The sequence below is a fragment of the Luteibacter sp. genome (assembly GCF_051958795.1).
Lineage (GTDB): Bacteria > Pseudomonadota > Gammaproteobacteria > Xanthomonadales > Rhodanobacteraceae > Luteibacter.
Genome location: NZ_JBQCFT010000220.1, coordinates 1 through 15,014, shown reverse-complemented (window position 1 = coordinate 15,014; position 15,014 = coordinate 1). Strand labels below are relative to the sequence as shown.

Below are 15,014 nucleotides of genomic sequence, written 5' to 3'. Positions count from 1 at the left end.
GCTGGAACTGGAACTGACCTTCGCGGGCTACACCGCCGACGGTGCCGGCAAGGTCCAGGGCAGTTATTCAAAGAACGGCTCGCGCTTCGTCATCAACTCGCGCGGCTACGCGGGCCCGGATGGCGGGGAGCTCGCCCACCGCCTGCGCGTGGCGCTGGCCGACGGCCAGATCGCGTCCGTCGTCGACGACGCGAATGGCAAGCCGATCAAGGCGATCCACCTTGACCCGGCGCGCATCGCCACCTTCTACGGCGCGGAGCAGGAAGAGCGCCGTATCGTGCGCCTGGAGAACGTGCCGCCGCTGCTCGTACAGGGCCTGCAGGCCGTCGAGGATCGCGACTTCAACCACCACATCGGCCTGGATTTCTCGGCGATCGCGCGCGCGAGCGTCGCGAACCTCCGCGCCGGCCACACCGTGCAGGGCGGTTCGACGCTTACCCAGCAGCTGGTGCGCAACCTGTTCCTCGACCGCAGCCAGAACTACCTGCGCAAGGTTAACGAGGCGATCCTGTCCTTGCTGATGGAAGCGCATTATCCCAAGCACCGCATCCTCGAGGCTTACGTCAACGAGGTCTTCCTCGGCCAGCAGGGCAACCAGGCCGTGCACGGCTTCGCCGCCGGCGCGGAGTTCTTCTTCGGCCGCCGCATGGAGGAACTGCGCCCGCAGGAGATCGCGCTGCTCATCGGCCTGGTGAAGGGCCCGAGTTATTACGACCCGCGCCGCTATCCGGAGCGGGCCCTGCAGCGGCGTAACCTGGTGCTGCAGCAGTTCAACGAGACCGGGCTGATCGACGAGGCCGCCATGAAGGCGGCGCAGGCCGCGCCGCTCGGTATCGCCGCCAACGCCCAGTTGCCGCACAACCGCTTCCCCGCATTCATGCAGCTCGTGCGCTCGCAGGTGCAGGCGGACTTCGACGAAGACGCGCTTCGCAACGGCAGCCTCAGCATCTTCACCACGCTCGACCCGGCGGCGCAGCTCTACACGGAGCAGGCGATCCTCACGACCACCAAGGCGCTGGGCAAGCGCGGCGCCGCGGCGCAGGCCGCCGCCGTCGTCACCGATACCACCGATGGCAGCGTGCTCGCCGTGGTCGGCTCGCGTGAGCCTGGCGAGCAGGGCTTCAACCGTGCCCTGGATGCGCGCCGTTCGATCGGTTCGCTGGTGAAGCCGTTCGTCTATCTGGTCGCGCTGTCGCAGCCCTCGAAATGGTCGCTGGCCTCCACGCTGGATGATTCACCGATCAGCATGCGCCAGCCGGATGGCACGCTGTGGACGCCGCAGAACGATGATCACCAGATCCACGGCCAGGTGCCGATGCTGGATGCGCTGGTGCATTCATGGAACCTGGCCACGGTGAATCTCGGCCTCCAGGTCGGCCTGCCGCGCATCAAGGGCTTCCTTGAATCGTTCGGCCTGGAAGGCGTGAACCCGAGCCCCTCGCTGCTGCTGGGCGCGGTGGACCTCTCCCCGCTGCAGGTGGCGCAGATGTACGAGTACATCGCCGCCGATGGCCATGCGCTGCCTCTGGTTTCGGTGCGCGGCGTCATGGACAGCAAGGGCCAGGCGATCAAGCGCTATGACGTGAAGACGGGCGAGGGTGAGTACCAGCAGCCGACCCGCCTGGTCCGCTGGGCCATGCAGCAGGTGGTGACCCGGGGCACGGCCGCCGCTATCGGTAACTCCAGCCTTGGCGCGCTCCACGCCGCCGGCAAGACCGGCACCAGTGACAGCCAGCGCGATAGCTGGTTCGCGGGGTTCACCGGCGAGCACCTCGCCGTGGTCTGGATGGGCCGTGACGACAACAAGCCCACGGGCCTGTATGGCGCCACCGGCAGCATGCGCGTGTGGCAGGAGCTGTTCCGCAAGCTACCCACCCAGCCGCTGGCTGCACAGCCCGGTGAGGGGCTGGACCTGGCCTGGATCAATACGCAGACCGGCAAGCGCACCGACCCCTCGTGTGAAGGCGCGCGGCAGTTCCCGTTCATCGATGGCTACGTGCCGGAAGAAGAGCAGGGCTGTTTCTGGCAGCAATTCAAGGGTATGTTCGGCGGCGGCGACAACAGCCAGCCACCGGCCGAGCCGCCCGCTCCCAGTAATCCTACGGATTGACCATGCTTCGTCTTCGTTATGCCGCCCTAACCGCCGCCGTGCTCGTCGCCGCGTGCAGCCAGCCCGCCCCGCCGCAGGCTACCCGTCCCACCGCACCCACCTACGACATCGTCGCGCAGATCCGCGCTGCCGGTGAGCGCGAGAAGTCCGCGATCGAAGTGGCGCCCCTGCGCGACCCGGGCGTGAAGGGCCTGGAGCAGGCCGCCCAGACCGATGAACGCGCCGGCAAGTACGACGACGCCGATGCCAAGCTCGTCCACGCCCTGAAGCTGGCGCCCGAGGCGCCGGAACTGATCCAGGACCGCGCGGAGATCGCGGTGCGCAAGCAGGATTACGCCACGGCTGAAAAGCTGGCGAAGCAGTCGTACGAGATGGGCCCCAAGTCGGGCAGCCTCTGCGCGCGCAACCAGCAGACCATCTACGAAATGCGCATGCAGGCCGGTGACCAGCCCGGCGCCATGGCCGCCCGCACCGAGCTGGGCAAGTGCCACATCGCCGGCCCGAACCGGTTCTGATGGGGGGTAGCGGTAGGAGCCCACCCTGTGGGCGACATCTTTCGCGATAACGCCACAGGTCCTGTGGCGGTCCCGCGAACGGCGTCGCCCACAGGGTGGGCTCCTACGCTTTAGCCGCCGCGGATCTTCCGGCCGTGTGCATGCACGGTATCGACCAGCACCTTCACGTTCTCCGGGTCCACTTCCGGCGTGATGCCGTGGCCCAGGTTGAAGATGTGGCCGGGGTGGTCACCGAAGGCATCCAGCACCGCACGGGCTTCGCGAGCGACGATTTCGGGTGAAGCGCGCAGCACCGCGGGATCCAGGTTGCCCTGCAGCGCCACCTGGTCGCCCACGCGCTGGCGCGCCTCGCCGATATCGATGGTCCAGTCGACACCGAGGCCATCGCAGCCGGTATCGGCAAGCGCCTCGAGCTGGCCGCTGGCCCCCTTCGAGAACAGGATGACGGGGATATCGCGGCAGTCCGGGTCGGCCTTCAGCGCATCGACGACCTGCGCCATGTAGTGCAGCGAGAACTCACGGAACGGTGCCGGGCCCAGCAGGCCACCCCAGGTGTCGAACACCATCAGTGCCTGCGCGCCAGCGCGAGCCTGGGCCATGAGGTAGGCGGCAACGGAGCGCGCGATGGTATCGAGCAGCTTGTGGGCCAGCGCCGGCTCGTTCCAGGCGAGCGCCTTCACCCGCGCGAAGTCGCGCGAGCCTTCGCCTTCGACCATGTAGCAGGCGAGGGTCCACGGGCTCCCGGAGAAGCCGATGAGCGGTACGCGGCCGCCGAGTTCCTTGCGGATGAGGCGCACCGCGTCCATCACATAGCGCAGTTCGCCATCCATGTCGGGCACGGCCAGCGCGTGGATGGCGGCGGCGTCGCGCACGGGCCTCGCGAAGCGCGGGCCTTCGCCCGCTTCGAACGACAGGCCAAGGCCCATCGCATCGGGGATGGTGAGGATGTCGGAGAACAGGATCGCCGCATCCAGCTCGAAGCGCTCGAGCGGCTGCAAGGTGACTTCGCAGGCGTATTCGGGGTTCGTGGCCAGGCCCATGAAGCTGCCGGCGCGCGCACGGGTCTCGCGGTATTCCGGCAGGTACCGGCCTGCCTGGCGCATTACCCAGATCGGCGTGGTGTCGGTGTGCTGGCGGCGCAGTGCGCGGAGGAAGAGGTCGTTGCGGAGTTCATCAGCGGCCATGCGCCGACTCCTGTCCCTGGCTGAACATGACTTTGAAACCTTTCTTGATCTGGGCGTCGCGTGCTTTTTCGAAGGCGGCGAGTGCGGCGTCGCGCTCCAGGTAGACATCGCGCTTGAGCGAGGCCTTGCCACCCTGGGTGCCGCTCTCGCGGTACAGGGTCCAGCCGCCGAGCAGGTCCTGCTCCAGCGTGATCTGGACGTAGCGGGGCGCTTCGCCGCCCGCCGCGGGCATGGTTTGCATGTAAATCCGCATCGCACCAACCTGGGATAACGCGTGAACCCGTCATTCTATGCGATTCGTGGCGGCCCAAGGGCTGTAGGAGCCCACCCTGTGGGCGACGCCTTTCGCGACAACGCCACAGTGCCCGTTCCCTCGAGGCGAGAGATGTCGCCCACAGGGTGGGCTCCTACGACAGGACGCCCAGCACGTCCTCGTCGGCTACGCCCGGTACGATCTCGGCCTTGCCTACGCCGCGCCACAGGATCAGGCGGAGCGTGCCGGCGGTGTTCTTCTTGTCCAGGCGCATCAGGTCGAGGATGCGGCTGGCTTCGTGGGCCCGCGAGGGCTCGGTGGGCAGGCCGAGACGGGTGAGCAGGGCGAGCAGCCGCTGCGTCTCGGCCTCGCTGGCCATGCCCAGCCGTGCGGAGAGCCGCGCCGCCAGCACCATGCCGATGGCGACGCCTTCGCCGTGCAGGATCTCGCTGTACTGGCCGGCCGTTTCGAGCGCATGGCCGAAGGTGTGGCCCAGGTTGAGCAAAGCACGCTCGCCTTGCTCGGTTTCGTCACGCGCGACGACGCCCGCCTTGTACCGGCATTTGCGCGCAATCGCTTCGATCAGCACGGCGGCTTCGCGAGCTGCCAGGGCATCGGCAGTCGCTTCGAGCCAGGCGAAGAAGGGCTCATCGCCGATGGCGGCGCCCTTGACGATCTCGGCCACGCCGGCGAGGTATTCGCGCTGCGGCAACGTGCGCAGCACGTCGATATCCGCCACCACCGCGCGCGGCTGGTGGAACGCGCCGACCAGGTTCTTGCCCGCGGGCAGGTTGACACCGGTCTTGCCGCCGACCGACGAATCGACCATCGACAGCAGCGTCGTCGGGACCTGGATGAAATCGATGCCGCGCATCCAGCACGCCGCGGCGAAACCGGCGAGGTCGCCGACCACGCCACCACCCAGGGCGATGACGCAGGCATCGCGCGTGGCGCCGAGCGCCGCAAGCGCGTCGAGCACCTTGCCGACGTTCGCGAATGTCTTGTGCGTCTCGCCATCATCGAGCAGCCAGTGGGCATGGCGAAGGCCGTCCAGCCCTTGCTCCAGTGCCTTGAGGTACAGCGGCGCGACTGTCGTGTTGCTGACCACGAGCACGTGGCGGCCGCGGATGCGGGCGCGCCAGCGTGCGCTGTCGGCGATCAGGCCCGGGCCGATCCAGACCGGGTATTCGCGGCCCGCGAGTTCGACATCGACGGTTTGCATCAGGCACGCCTCCAGTGGCGATCGAGCAGCGCGACCGTGCGGGGCAGGGCATCATCCACGCTTTCGTGGCGGCCGCGGAAAATGAGGTCGGCGACCTCTTCGTACACGTGGTTGCGCGCGTCGGCCAGCGATTCAAGGCGGCCGCGGCGGTCGTCGCCTGCGATCATCGGGCGAGCCGTGTCGTGCTGCAGGCGGTCGAGCTGTTCGTCCACCTCCACGGCCAGCATCAGCACCGTGCCGCGGGTCATCAGCGTTTCGCGGTTCACCCCGGCCATGACCGCACCGGCGCCCGTGGCCAGCACGATGCCCTGGCGGAGGCTAAACTCGTCGAGGTGCGCGGTCTCCCGCGCGCGAAAGGTAGCTTCGCCCTGCGTTTCGAACATGTGTGCGATCGTGACGCCGTAGCGTTTCTCGATCTCGACATCCAGGTCGACGAAGGGCAGGCCGTAGTGCGCCGCGAGGCGCTGGCCGATCGTGGTCTTGCCGGCACCCGTGGGGCCGACCAGGAACAGGTTGGGCGAAGGATTCATCGCTCCCATGCTAGCAACAAGCCAGACACCCATGCATGCCACCGTGCTCATCGCGGGCGCCGGCGACGTTGGCCTGCGCGCCGCGCGGCGTTTCGCCGCGCTCGGCCACCCGGTGCTGGCGCTGCGCCGCCACCCGCCCGGGGAGGCGCCGGAGGGCGTCGCCTGGGTACGTGGCGACCTGACCGACCCGGCGACGCTGCGGGGACTTCCAGAGGTGGCGACCGTGGTATTCGCGCCTACTCCAGGGGCACGCGGCGAGGCGGCGTACCGTGCGGTGTTCGTCGACGGCCTGCGGCATCTGCTTGAAGCGCTGCCGGCGCCGCCGTCGCGCACGGTGTTCGCGTCGTCGTCCGCGGTGTATGGCGAGCATGCCGGCGCCTGGGTCGATGAAACGACGCCGACGGACCCACCGGGCTTCAACGGCCGTGTGCTGGTCGAAGCCGAGGATTGGCTGGCCGCGGCCGGCGTGGGCGGGATTACCGTCCGCCTCGCCGGGCTCTACGGCCCGGGGCGTACGCAGCTGCTCGACCGCCTGCGCGAAGGTAAGGCGGCCGCGCCGCACGGGCAGGGCGTGTACGCGAACCGGATCCACGTCGACGATGCCGCCGCGACGCTGGTGCACGTGGCGCGCCTCGAGCATCCCGCCGGCGCCTACATCGGGGTCGACGACACGCCGCTGCCGATCGACGTGCTGTACGCACACCTCGCCACGCTGGTGGGTGGCCCGCCGCCAGCGGACGGTCCCGCCCCCGCGGGCGTGGGCAACAAGCGCCTCAGCAACGCCCGCCTGCGCGAAAGCGGCTTCCGCTGCACCTGGCCCGACGCCCGGCGGGGCTACGAAAGCCTGTTGTAGGAGCCCACCCTGTGGGCGACGCCGTTGGCGACAGACCCACACGATCTGAGGCGTTTTCGCGAAAGATGTCGCCCACAGGGTGGGCTCCTACGGGGGCCAGGATGGATTGCGTTGCTCGTCCAGAAAGACCACAACATCCGCCTTCGCCGGCAACGTGGCCAGCGCATGCCGGCTCAGGCGTTCGTAATGCTGGAGGAAGCGCGCCATCGCGGCGGCATCCATGGCGCGCGGTTCGCCGCGGTCGCGCAGGGACTGCTCGGCCTCGTCGCGCCAGCGTGCCACCACGTCCCACCCCGGTGCCTTCAGTACGACCAGGGCGTGTAACGCCCGCCAGAGCGGCAGGTAACCCCGGAGTTGTGCGTTCACCCACTGGCGCCAGCGACCGTCGGCATCCTCGTCACGCTCAAGGGTGTTCACAGGTGCGGCCAGCGCCGCTTCGTTCTGCGGTTCGACGCCCAGGCACCAGCCTTCCAGCACCACCAGCTTCGGCACCTCGGCCTCGGTAGGCCACAGCGCCTCGCCATAGCGATCATCACGACCCTTGTCGAAGCGGGGCACCGGCACGGGCCGTTCGGGGGACGCTTTCGCCAGCGCATCCAGCGTGGAGATCAGCAGCGCAAGGTCGTGCGTACCCGGCACGCCCCGCGTGCGCAGGAGCGGGTGCACCTCGCGGGCGAGCCGCAGGCGCTCTTCGCGCGACAGGTAGGCGTCATCCAGCGAGAGCGTCACGGCGCCCCAGCCGCGTGCCGCGGCGGCCTGGATCAGTTCCGTGCCGAGGGTGCTCTTGCCGCTGCCCTGGAGGCCCGAAATGCCAAGCAGGAAGGGTCCCTCGGCCTGCCCGATGGCCGCGGCGAAACGCCCCAGGACCCGCTCCGCGAGCGTGCTAGCATCGTTCGATTCCATGGTGCACGAGCATACCCCACCCTCATGCTGACCCCAGAGATCCTCACCACCTTCCGCGGCCTGCTCGACGAGGCGAAAGCCAGCGGCGACCGCGAACCGACGGCCATGAACCTCGCCACGGCGGACGGCACCGGCCGCGTGCACTCACGTATCGTGCTGTTGAAGGCGATCGACGAGCACGGCCTGCAGTTCTTCACCAACTACGAGAGCGACAAGGCCGCGCAGATCGCCGCGCACGACCAGGTCGCGCTGTGCTTCCACTGGAAGGACATCCGCGAAGGTATCCAGGTGCGCTTCGAAGGTCGCGCCACGAAGACCTCGGCGGCGATCTCCGATGCGTACTTCGCCAGCCGCCCGCGCGGTAGCCAGATCGGCGCGTGGGCCTCGAAGCAGAGCCAGGAGCTGCCCGACCGGCAGACCTTCGAGGACCGTGTCGCGCACTTCGAAAAGGAGTTCGAGGGCCGCGACGTGCCGCGCCCGGCGCACTGGGGTGGCTACGTGGTCTCGCCCGACCGCATCGAGTTCTGGTACGGCGCGACCTTCCGCCTGCACGAACGCATCGTGCACAGCGACCACGGTACAAGCTGGACCACCCGCCTGCTTTATCCCTGAGGTCGCCATGAGCCGTGCCCAGCCCGTGCAGCACATCGCCCAGACCACCTTCACCGTGCATACCCGCGGCCGCTCGCTCAGTGAAGTGACCGATCGGATAGCCGAGGCGGTGGCGGCCAGCGGTGTCGGCACCGGGCTGGCCAACGTCTTCGTCCAGCACACCAGCGCGTCGCTGCTCATCGGCGAGAACGCCGACCCCACGGTGGTAGCGGACCTCGAGCGCTTCTTCGCCCGCCTGGTGCCGGATGGGGACCCGCTGTTCCGCCACCAGGACGAGGGCCCGGACGACATGCCCGCGCATGTCCGCTCGGTCCTGACCGGCGTATCGCTCTCGCTGCCCGTGCACGGCGGCAAGCCGCTGCTGGGCACGTGGCAGGGCGTGTTCCTCTACGAGCACCGGCACGAAGCGCATCAGCGCAAGATCACCGTGACCATCACGGGGCACTGACAAAAAGGAGCCCGCCCGCCGTGGTGGCCACCGGGGGTGGTGGTGGGCCATACATGTCCATAGCGCGGCGGGCGGGGTAAACGCTCGCCAACATCCTCGCGCGTGGCGCACCCGGGCGCATCAGTACATCTACGGCACGCGGGCGCCGGTGAACCGCTTAAAACAGCAGGCCGAGGTCCTCGGCGCGGCGCACCAGCTCCAGCGTGCTATGCACGTCCAGGATCTGCATGATGCTGTACTTGTGCGCCTCCACCGTCCGCACCGACAGGCCCAGCCGCTCCGCGATCTGGCGCGAACGAAGGCCTGCGCCGACGAGGCGTAGCACCTCCAGCTGCTTGGGCGTGAGTTCCTGCAGGCCAAGGGTCTTGGCGTGCAGCACCTGTGTCCCCAGCGAAGGGGTGACATAGGTGGATCCGGCAAACACATGACGCAGCGCCGTGAGCAACTCTTCCCCCGCCGACACCTTGAGCACGTAGCCGTTCGCGCCCGCCCGCATGGCGGTGGCCGCCAGTGCGGGCTCCGCATGCATGGTCAGGAAAACGAACGGGGTGTTGTTGCCTTCGGCACGCAGCGTCTTCAGCACATCCAGGCCGCTGCCGCCGGGCATGTTCACGTCGGAGAGGATCAGGTCAGGCTTCTTGCTGTGGACCAGGTCGAGCAGGCCGGGGCCATCCTGTGATATCGCGACGAGCTCGCACGTGCCCGCGAGCAGGCGCTCGATGCCTTCGGCCACCATGCGGTGGTCGTCGGCGTACACGACGCGTGGAAGATTGGCGGTCGTCATGGCGGATCCAGCGGTATATGCATCCATAGGTCCACGCCCTTACCGGGTGCGCTGCGCAGTTCAAAGCGGCCGCCGAGGAGCTTGGCGCGTTCATTCATGCTGATCAAGCCAAGCCCGGGCCGGGCGTGTTCACTTTCGGCCGGGTCGAAGCCGCGGCCGTTATCGAAGATCCACAGGGAGGCGCCATCCACGTCCACCGACGCCTTCACGGTGAGGCGCGTCGCGCCGGCGTGGCGGAGGGCGTTCGCGATGGCTTCCTGGGTGACGCGGTAAAAGCACAGCGCGACGTCATGCGACAGGCGGTCCACGCCGCGGTCCGCGATCAGCACGATTTCCAGCGAGCTCGCGCGCCGCGGCGCGCTGCACAGGGTCTCCAGCGCGTCGCGCAGGCCGGCATGTTCCAGCACGCTCGGGTGCAGTTGCCGGGAGAGCTGGCGGACATCCTCGGAAAGCGAGACCAGCAGTTCGCGCAGGTGGTTGACCTCGCCATGCAAGGCGGGATCGACCTGGCGGCGCAGGGCCGACAAGCCAATGGAGGAGGCGGCCAGGCGCTGGTTGATGTCATCGTGCAGGTCGCGCGCGAGACGGGCGCGTTCCTGCTCCTGGGTCGCGATGAGCCGGCCAGCGAGCTCACGCAGGTCTTCGTGCGCGCGGCCAAGGGCGCGCCGGCTCGCGTAGCGCTGTTCCACCACCACCGACAGGATCAGCGCGCACAGCGCGGCCAGCAGGCTCCATAGCTGCACGGCCAGCGTGCTGTTCGGCGCGCTGTCGGCGATATAGGGACCGTACCCATGCACGCTGAGGTGCGCTGCGAGCAACGCGATGATGAAGATGGTCACCGCGCTGCCCGACATCTGCGTGCGCACGATGGCGAAGATCACGACGGGTGCCGGCGCGAGGCACATCACCGGCACGAGGCCGGGGCGGTCCCCGAGCGTGTACCAGAGCACGCCGAGGGCGGTGAGCCCGAGCGCCATGAGCACGATGAAGGTAACGGACAACGTGCCGGGCTGGCGCACCGCGGCATCGGGATTGCGCAGGGTGAGCCAGACGGGCAGATACAGCACGTATCCCAGCGAATGGGCCATGGCGATATTCGCCCAGTCGCTCAGTACCGTGCCGCGAAACGCGGTGAAGCGGCTCGCGTACTCGACCAGGGCCGCGGAAAGCGCGGGGAGGGCGGTTACGACCACCACCACGAGGGTGGCCAGCCGGGCGAAGTCATCGAGGTGGGCTAGCGCGGCGGGCATCTGCCGTAGCAGCCACGCGGCGAGGGGCACGATGAGAAGGGCGGAGGCGATGACCAGTGCGGTGTCGCCCGCCGGCAGCCCGAAGGCGACGCCGGTGGCGAACAGGCCCAGGAAGGCGCTGATCGCCAGGAGCGGCCAGCGGCGAACATCGTTCGCAAGCAATGCGCCAAGCAGGACGGCGCCGGGAAACCAGACGATATGCGTGCCGTACTGGTGGTTCCACAGGGCAGCCGAGAGCACCTGGGCGACGCTGACGCCTGCAAAGACGCCGCCGCACCACACCGTGGGGCTGCGTGACGAGTACGCCGGGTTGTCCGCCACGGTGCCTCCCGCGTCGCCGATACCTGCCTTGTCGGGACGGCCTGCGGTGAAGCCGGGGACGACCCCCTCGGCGTCCCGCGACGACTATACGGTGCGGCACGTGCGCGAAACGGCCGGAAAGAGTGATCCATATCACACTTTCACATAAGTGAAGATCCGTTTTGCCGATTCCGCGCTACGTCAAGCCCGGTTATGGGCTACCAGCTGTTGTCGTCGAACGAGCCGCCGTCATCCGACGACGAGCCACTATCCCAGGAACTGTCGTCGTTGCCCATGTCGATAGGGTCGTCGCGCAGGTCGCTATAGGCGTCCGACGAAGGGTCGCGCGTGTTGTCGGCACCCGGCGTGGGGCCAAGACCACCGCCAAACGCCCCGGCATCCCGCGGCGTCTCACTCGTGTTGTGGGAGCGGAAAGCCTCATCGAGCAGGACACCCGCCGCCAGGCCGCCCACGCCAGCGGCGATCGTGGAACCCATGCCCGAGGAGGGCGGCGGAGCATAACCGGGATAACCGCCCGGTGCCCCGTTATAGCCCGAGGGGCCGCTGTAAGGACCACCCTGCGGCGGCGGCGGCACCGAGCCGTAGCCCTGGTAGCCTGCGGGCTCCGGGCGGCGACGGCGCGACCAGACGAAGGCGATGCCGCCGATCACCGCGACGATCAGGAGGATGCCACCCACGTTCAGGCCGCTACCCGCGCGGGCCGGCACGGGTGTAAGTGCAGGCGTGGTCGCGGGGCGCTGCGGTGCATAGCGCACGGGCGTGGACGAGCGATCGGCCTGCGCGGGCGCCAGCGCCTGGCTCAGCTTCTGCTGGAAAGCCTGGAACTTCGCGGGGTCTGTGAACCGCGTGCTGGGATCAAGCACGGCAGCCTTGTTGGCCTCGGCCTGCGCTTCACCGATGTTGCCCTCGTGCGCGAGGACCTCGGCGAGGACGTAATGAGCCTTGGCGCTCTTCGGGTGATCCGTGATCGCCTGACGCAACGCGGCTTCCGCCGCCGGGTAATCGCCGCGCGCGATGAGCGCCTGCACATCCTTCGGCGAATCCGCTGCGCTGGCGGCCGTCGCGGCGACCAGCAGGATCAGGGAAAGCAACAGCTTCTGCATGGGTGGGTTCCTGCTCCAGGGGTGCGGTGGTGGGGATCACCGCGGACACCCACACTCTGGGGCGGCGCAAGGAAGCCTTCAAGAGACATCTGTCATGCGGCGCGGGGCAGGTTTTTACGAGTTAACCATCGGTTTAGGCGTGGCGGGCCGCCCAGCCGTGGATGATCCGGACGAGTTCCGCCAGGCCATCGGTCAGGGCAGCTGGCCCCGGCTGCAGGATCAGCGGCGACTTCACCTCGTGCAGCTCACCGTCACGGACCGCCGGGACGTTTTCCCATCCCGCGCGCGCCGCCACCCGTTCGGGACGGAAGCGCTTGCCACACCACGAGCCGATGATCACATCGGGCGCCGTCGCGATGATTTCGGCGGGGTCGGCGATGATCCGGTCTTTCGCCAGCGAGTGCACGGCACGATGCGGCAGCGCCTCGTTGCCGCCCGCGATGCCGATCAGCTCCGAGACCCAGCGGATGCCCGAGATCAGCGGCTCATCCCATTCCTCGAAGTAAACCGTCGGCCGCCGCGCGAGCCGCGCCGAGCTTTCGCGCACGGTATCGAGGCCACGCTCGAGGTCATCGGCGAGCGCGTTGGCCTTCGCCGGCACGCCGACCAGTGCGCCCAGGCGACGGATGTAGTCGAGGATCTGTTCGACGCTGCGGTGGTTCGAGATCCACACCTCCACGCCCGCCTTGATCAGTGCCTGGGCGATATCCGCCTGGATATCCGAAAAGCCGATGGCGATATCCGGCTCGAGCGCGAGGATGCGATCGACCTTCGCGCTCGTGAACGCGCTGACCTTCGGCTTGTCCCTGCGCGCGGCGGGCGGCCGGACGGTGAAGCCGCTGATACCGACGATGCGCTCCTGCTCGCCCAGCAGGTACAGGGTCTCGGTGGGCTCTTCGGTGAGGCAGACGATGCGGCGCGGACCCATGGGGTATCCATGCGGAAGGAGAGCCCCCGATTGTCGCCGCTCAGGGCATTTCGATCCAACGGCCGTGGCGGCGGACTTCCAGCGGGTGGAAGCGGCGCTTGTAGTCCATCTTCGCGTGCCCGGCGATCCAGAAGCCCAGGTACACATAGGGGATGCCGCGACGGCGTGCCAGCTCCACCTGCTGCAGGATGCCCCAGGTGCCCAGGCCGCGGTCCATCTCATCCGGATCGTAGAACGTGTACACCGCCGAGACGCCGGCGAGCGCCACGTCGGTCACGGCCACCCCCAGCAGGCGCTCGCCCTGGCGCAGCTCGAGGAACAGCGTGGGGCTCCACGGCGCGGCAAGGAAGCGCTGGAAGTCGTCCGCATCGGCCGCATCCATGCCACCGCCGCTGTGCCGTGCGTGGAGGTAGCGCTCGTACAGCGCATGCCGTTCGTGGGTGAAGCCCGGCGCCGCCTCGACCACGTGGAGATCCGCATTGCGGGCCATGCAGCGGCGCTGGCTGCGATCGGGCTTGAAGCGCCCGGCGTCGATCCTGCACGGCACGCAGGCCTGGCACGCGGCGCATTGCGGCAGGTAGAGATGGCCGCCGGCGCGGCGGAAGCCCTTCGCCAGAGCGGGGCCGTACAGCTTGTCGAGGTTGGGGGCGCCCGGATCCACCACGAGGTTCTGCGCCGTCCGCTCGGCGAAGTAGCCGCAGGCGTGCGGCAGGGTCTGGAACAGGCGGACGCGGTCGGTCATGGCCCCATGTTATAGCTCGCCGGAGGCGACGGGTGCGTCATCCGCCGGATGGCGTATCCAGCGAGGCGCGCAGCTGTTCGAACTGTTGCTGGTAGTGCTTGCGCTCCATCATCTCGATCAGCACGCGCAGGCTGCGCGCCGATTCGAGGTGCTGGCGCGACCAGGGCCGCGAGCGGCCACGCACGGTTTCCTGCCAGGATGCGAAGCTCTGCCGCGGCGAGAGGCGCGCACCAGGGATGTTCTCCAGCTTCGCGAGTGCAGGGTTGCCCGCCCAGCGCACGTTGCGTACCTGTTCGGCGCGGGTCCACACCACGGCGTTGTGCGCATCGGCCTGCAAGGGCATGTAGATCGCGCCAGCGGCCAGCGCGGCGATCGCGGGATCATCCAGTGCCGGAAACGCGCGGCCGATCTCGTCGGTGTGCACGACACCAGCGATGCCATCGGCCGACGTGTTGCTCTCGTGCGCGCCCACGGTATCGCGGATGCGCAGCAGCGCAGCGGCATCCGGCAGGTTGCCATGGCGCATCACGCGGTCTCCCGCGAAGATCGCCACGCCATCGGCGTCCACCACTTCGAGCAGTTCCGGGGCGAGCGATGCGAGCAGGTCGGCATCGATGTGGTCGCTCTCGTTGAACGCGGTGATGAGCTTTTCGCGCACGGTGAGCAGCGTGGATTCCACCTCGATCTTCGCGAGTTCCTCGATCGCCGAAACGCGCGACGCGAACGCGCGCGCCATCGCATCGGTGACTTCGCGCATCTGGTGGTCGGCGAAGAACGGGCTGTAGTGATGGCAGGCGATCAGCCCCCACAGCCGCCCGTTGGTCACGATGGACGCGACCAGCGTGCCAGTGACGCCCATGTAGCCGAGGTACTCGAGGTGCACGGGCGATACGCTGCGCAGCGATACGTCGGAGAGGTCCGTCGCCTCGCCGGTCTGCGGGTCGAGGCCCGGCACGATGCGGGCAGGGATGTACTTGCAGTCGCTGATCTGGCGCACGCGGTTGCGCAGGTACAGCGCGCGCGCCTGCACCGGGATGTCCGTCGCGGGGTAGTGCAGGCCCAGGTACGCCTCGAGCATGTCATCACGCGCCTCCGCCACGACCTCGCCGTGCCAGTCATGGTCGAAGCGGTAGACCATGACGCGGTCGTAGCCGAGCAGATTGCGAACGCCGCGCGCGACGCGCTGCGCCGCGCGCTCCACGCTGGCGTCATTCTCCAGCTTGTGGGTCAGCTCGTAGGCCACGCGGATCGGGTCG

The 15,014-nt window shown here is 68.5% G+C and carries 16 protein-coding genes; 5 read left to right on the top strand and 11 right to left on the bottom strand.

All coding sequences use genetic code 11. The annotated features are described in order from the left end of the window. Both mrcB and ACTHLF_RS11090 read left to right on the top strand, forming a co-directional pair. Nucleotides 1-2,110: penicillin-binding protein 1B (gene mrcB, locus ACTHLF_RS11095; RefSeq protein WP_440327403.1), on the top strand; the 2,110-nt coding region annotated here is incomplete at its 5' end. Nucleotides 2,111-2,112: 2 nt separating this feature from the next. Continuing rightward, complete coding sequence (locus ACTHLF_RS11090; RefSeq protein ID WP_440327402.1) at nucleotides 2,113-2,625, top strand: tetratricopeptide repeat protein; 513 nt, start codon at nucleotides 2,113-2,115, stop codon at nucleotides 2,623-2,625. A gap of 110 nt (nucleotides 2,626-2,735) precedes the next feature. Here ACTHLF_RS11090 and hemE read toward each other — a convergent pair whose 3' ends face one another. The 4 genes from hemE to ACTHLF_RS11070 form a co-directional block, all read right to left on the bottom strand. After that, nucleotides 2,736-3,809 carry a uroporphyrinogen decarboxylase gene (hemE, locus tag ACTHLF_RS11085; RefSeq protein WP_440327401.1) on the bottom strand — a complete coding sequence of 358 codons (1,074 nt, stop codon included), beginning with the start codon at nucleotides 3,807-3,809 and terminating at the stop codon, nucleotides 2,736-2,738. Then, on the bottom strand, nucleotides 3,799-4,062 hold the full coding sequence (locus ACTHLF_RS11080; RefSeq protein ID WP_247334218.1) for a WGR domain-containing protein: 264 nt from the start codon (nucleotides 4,060-4,062) through the stop codon (nucleotides 3,799-3,801). Before ACTHLF_RS11080 ends, hemE begins: the two co-directional genes overlap by 11 nt. Before the next feature lie 154 nt (nucleotides 4,063-4,216). Further along, complete coding sequence (gene aroB, locus ACTHLF_RS11075; RefSeq protein ID WP_440327400.1) at nucleotides 4,217-5,284, bottom strand: 3-dehydroquinate synthase; 1,068 nt, start codon at nucleotides 5,282-5,284, stop codon at nucleotides 4,217-4,219. After that, nucleotides 5,284-5,814: a shikimate kinase gene (locus ACTHLF_RS11070; RefSeq protein WP_440327399.1), complete on the bottom strand. Its 531-nt coding sequence runs from the start codon at nucleotides 5,812-5,814 to the stop codon at nucleotides 5,284-5,286. Before ACTHLF_RS11070 ends, aroB begins: the two co-directional genes overlap by 1 nt. Nucleotides 5,815-5,821: 7 nt before the next feature. Here ACTHLF_RS11070 and ACTHLF_RS11065 point away from each other — a divergent pair, with 7 nt between their 5' ends. After that, nucleotides 5,822-6,667, top strand: a complete 846-nt coding sequence (locus ACTHLF_RS11065; protein WP_440327398.1) for an NAD-dependent epimerase/dehydratase family protein — start codon at nucleotides 5,822-5,824, stop codon at nucleotides 6,665-6,667. 87 nt (nucleotides 6,668-6,754) lie between these two features. Here ACTHLF_RS11065 and ACTHLF_RS11060 read toward each other — a convergent pair whose 3' ends face one another. Continuing rightward, nucleotides 6,755-7,570 (bottom strand): kinase, encoded by an 816-nt coding sequence (locus ACTHLF_RS11060; protein ID WP_440327397.1) that lies wholly within the window; start codon nucleotides 7,568-7,570, stop codon nucleotides 6,755-6,757. A 24-nt stretch (nucleotides 7,571-7,594) separates the two neighbouring features. On the opposite strand from ACTHLF_RS11060, the gene pdxH reads away from it, so the two are divergent. Both pdxH and ACTHLF_RS11050 read left to right on the top strand, forming a co-directional pair. Next, on the top strand, nucleotides 7,595-8,182 hold the full coding sequence (gene pdxH / locus ACTHLF_RS11055) for a pyridoxamine 5'-phosphate oxidase (RefSeq protein WP_440327396.1): 588 nt from the start codon (nucleotides 7,595-7,597) through the stop codon (nucleotides 8,180-8,182). 7 nt (nucleotides 8,183-8,189) lie between these two features. Then, the gene (locus ACTHLF_RS11050; protein ID WP_440327395.1) at nucleotides 8,190-8,630 is read left to right on the top strand and encodes a secondary thiamine-phosphate synthase enzyme YjbQ; all 441 of its coding nucleotides are present in this window, start codon (nucleotides 8,190-8,192) and stop codon (nucleotides 8,628-8,630) included. A 157-nt stretch (nucleotides 8,631-8,787) separates the two neighbouring features. Here the strand turns inward: ACTHLF_RS11050 and ACTHLF_RS11045 are convergent, their stop codons facing one another. The 6 genes from ACTHLF_RS11045 to ACTHLF_RS11020 all read right to left on the bottom strand — a co-directional run. Further along, the gene (locus ACTHLF_RS11045) at nucleotides 8,788-9,414 is read right to left on the bottom strand and encodes a response regulator (RefSeq protein ID WP_440327394.1); all 627 of its coding nucleotides are present in this window, start codon (nucleotides 9,412-9,414) and stop codon (nucleotides 8,788-8,790) included. Then, nucleotides 9,411-10,985: an ATP-binding protein gene (locus ACTHLF_RS11040; protein WP_440327393.1), complete on the bottom strand. Its 1,575-nt coding sequence runs from the start codon at nucleotides 10,983-10,985 to the stop codon at nucleotides 9,411-9,413. The genes ACTHLF_RS11045 and ACTHLF_RS11040 overlap by 4 nt, the downstream gene beginning before the upstream one ends. Nucleotides 10,986-11,182: 197 nt before the next feature. Continuing rightward, nucleotides 11,183-12,088 carry a tetratricopeptide repeat protein gene (locus ACTHLF_RS11035; protein WP_440327391.1) on the bottom strand — a complete coding sequence of 302 codons (906 nt, stop codon included), beginning with the start codon at nucleotides 12,086-12,088 and terminating at the stop codon, nucleotides 11,183-11,185. A 133-nt stretch (nucleotides 12,089-12,221) separates the two neighbouring features. Next, nucleotides 12,222-13,016 carry a cobalamin-binding protein gene (locus ACTHLF_RS11030; protein WP_440327389.1) on the bottom strand — a complete coding sequence of 265 codons (795 nt, stop codon included), beginning with the start codon at nucleotides 13,014-13,016 and terminating at the stop codon, nucleotides 12,222-12,224. A 40-nt stretch (nucleotides 13,017-13,056) separates the two neighbouring features. Then, nucleotides 13,057-13,758, bottom strand: coding sequence for an arginyltransferase (locus tag ACTHLF_RS11025; protein ID WP_440327387.1), 702 nt, complete (start codon nucleotides 13,756-13,758; stop codon nucleotides 13,057-13,059). A gap of 37 nt (nucleotides 13,759-13,795) precedes the next feature. After that, a partial coding sequence (locus ACTHLF_RS11020) for a GAF domain-containing protein (RefSeq protein WP_440327385.1) occupies nucleotides 13,796-15,014 on the bottom strand: 1,219 nt, incomplete at its 5' end.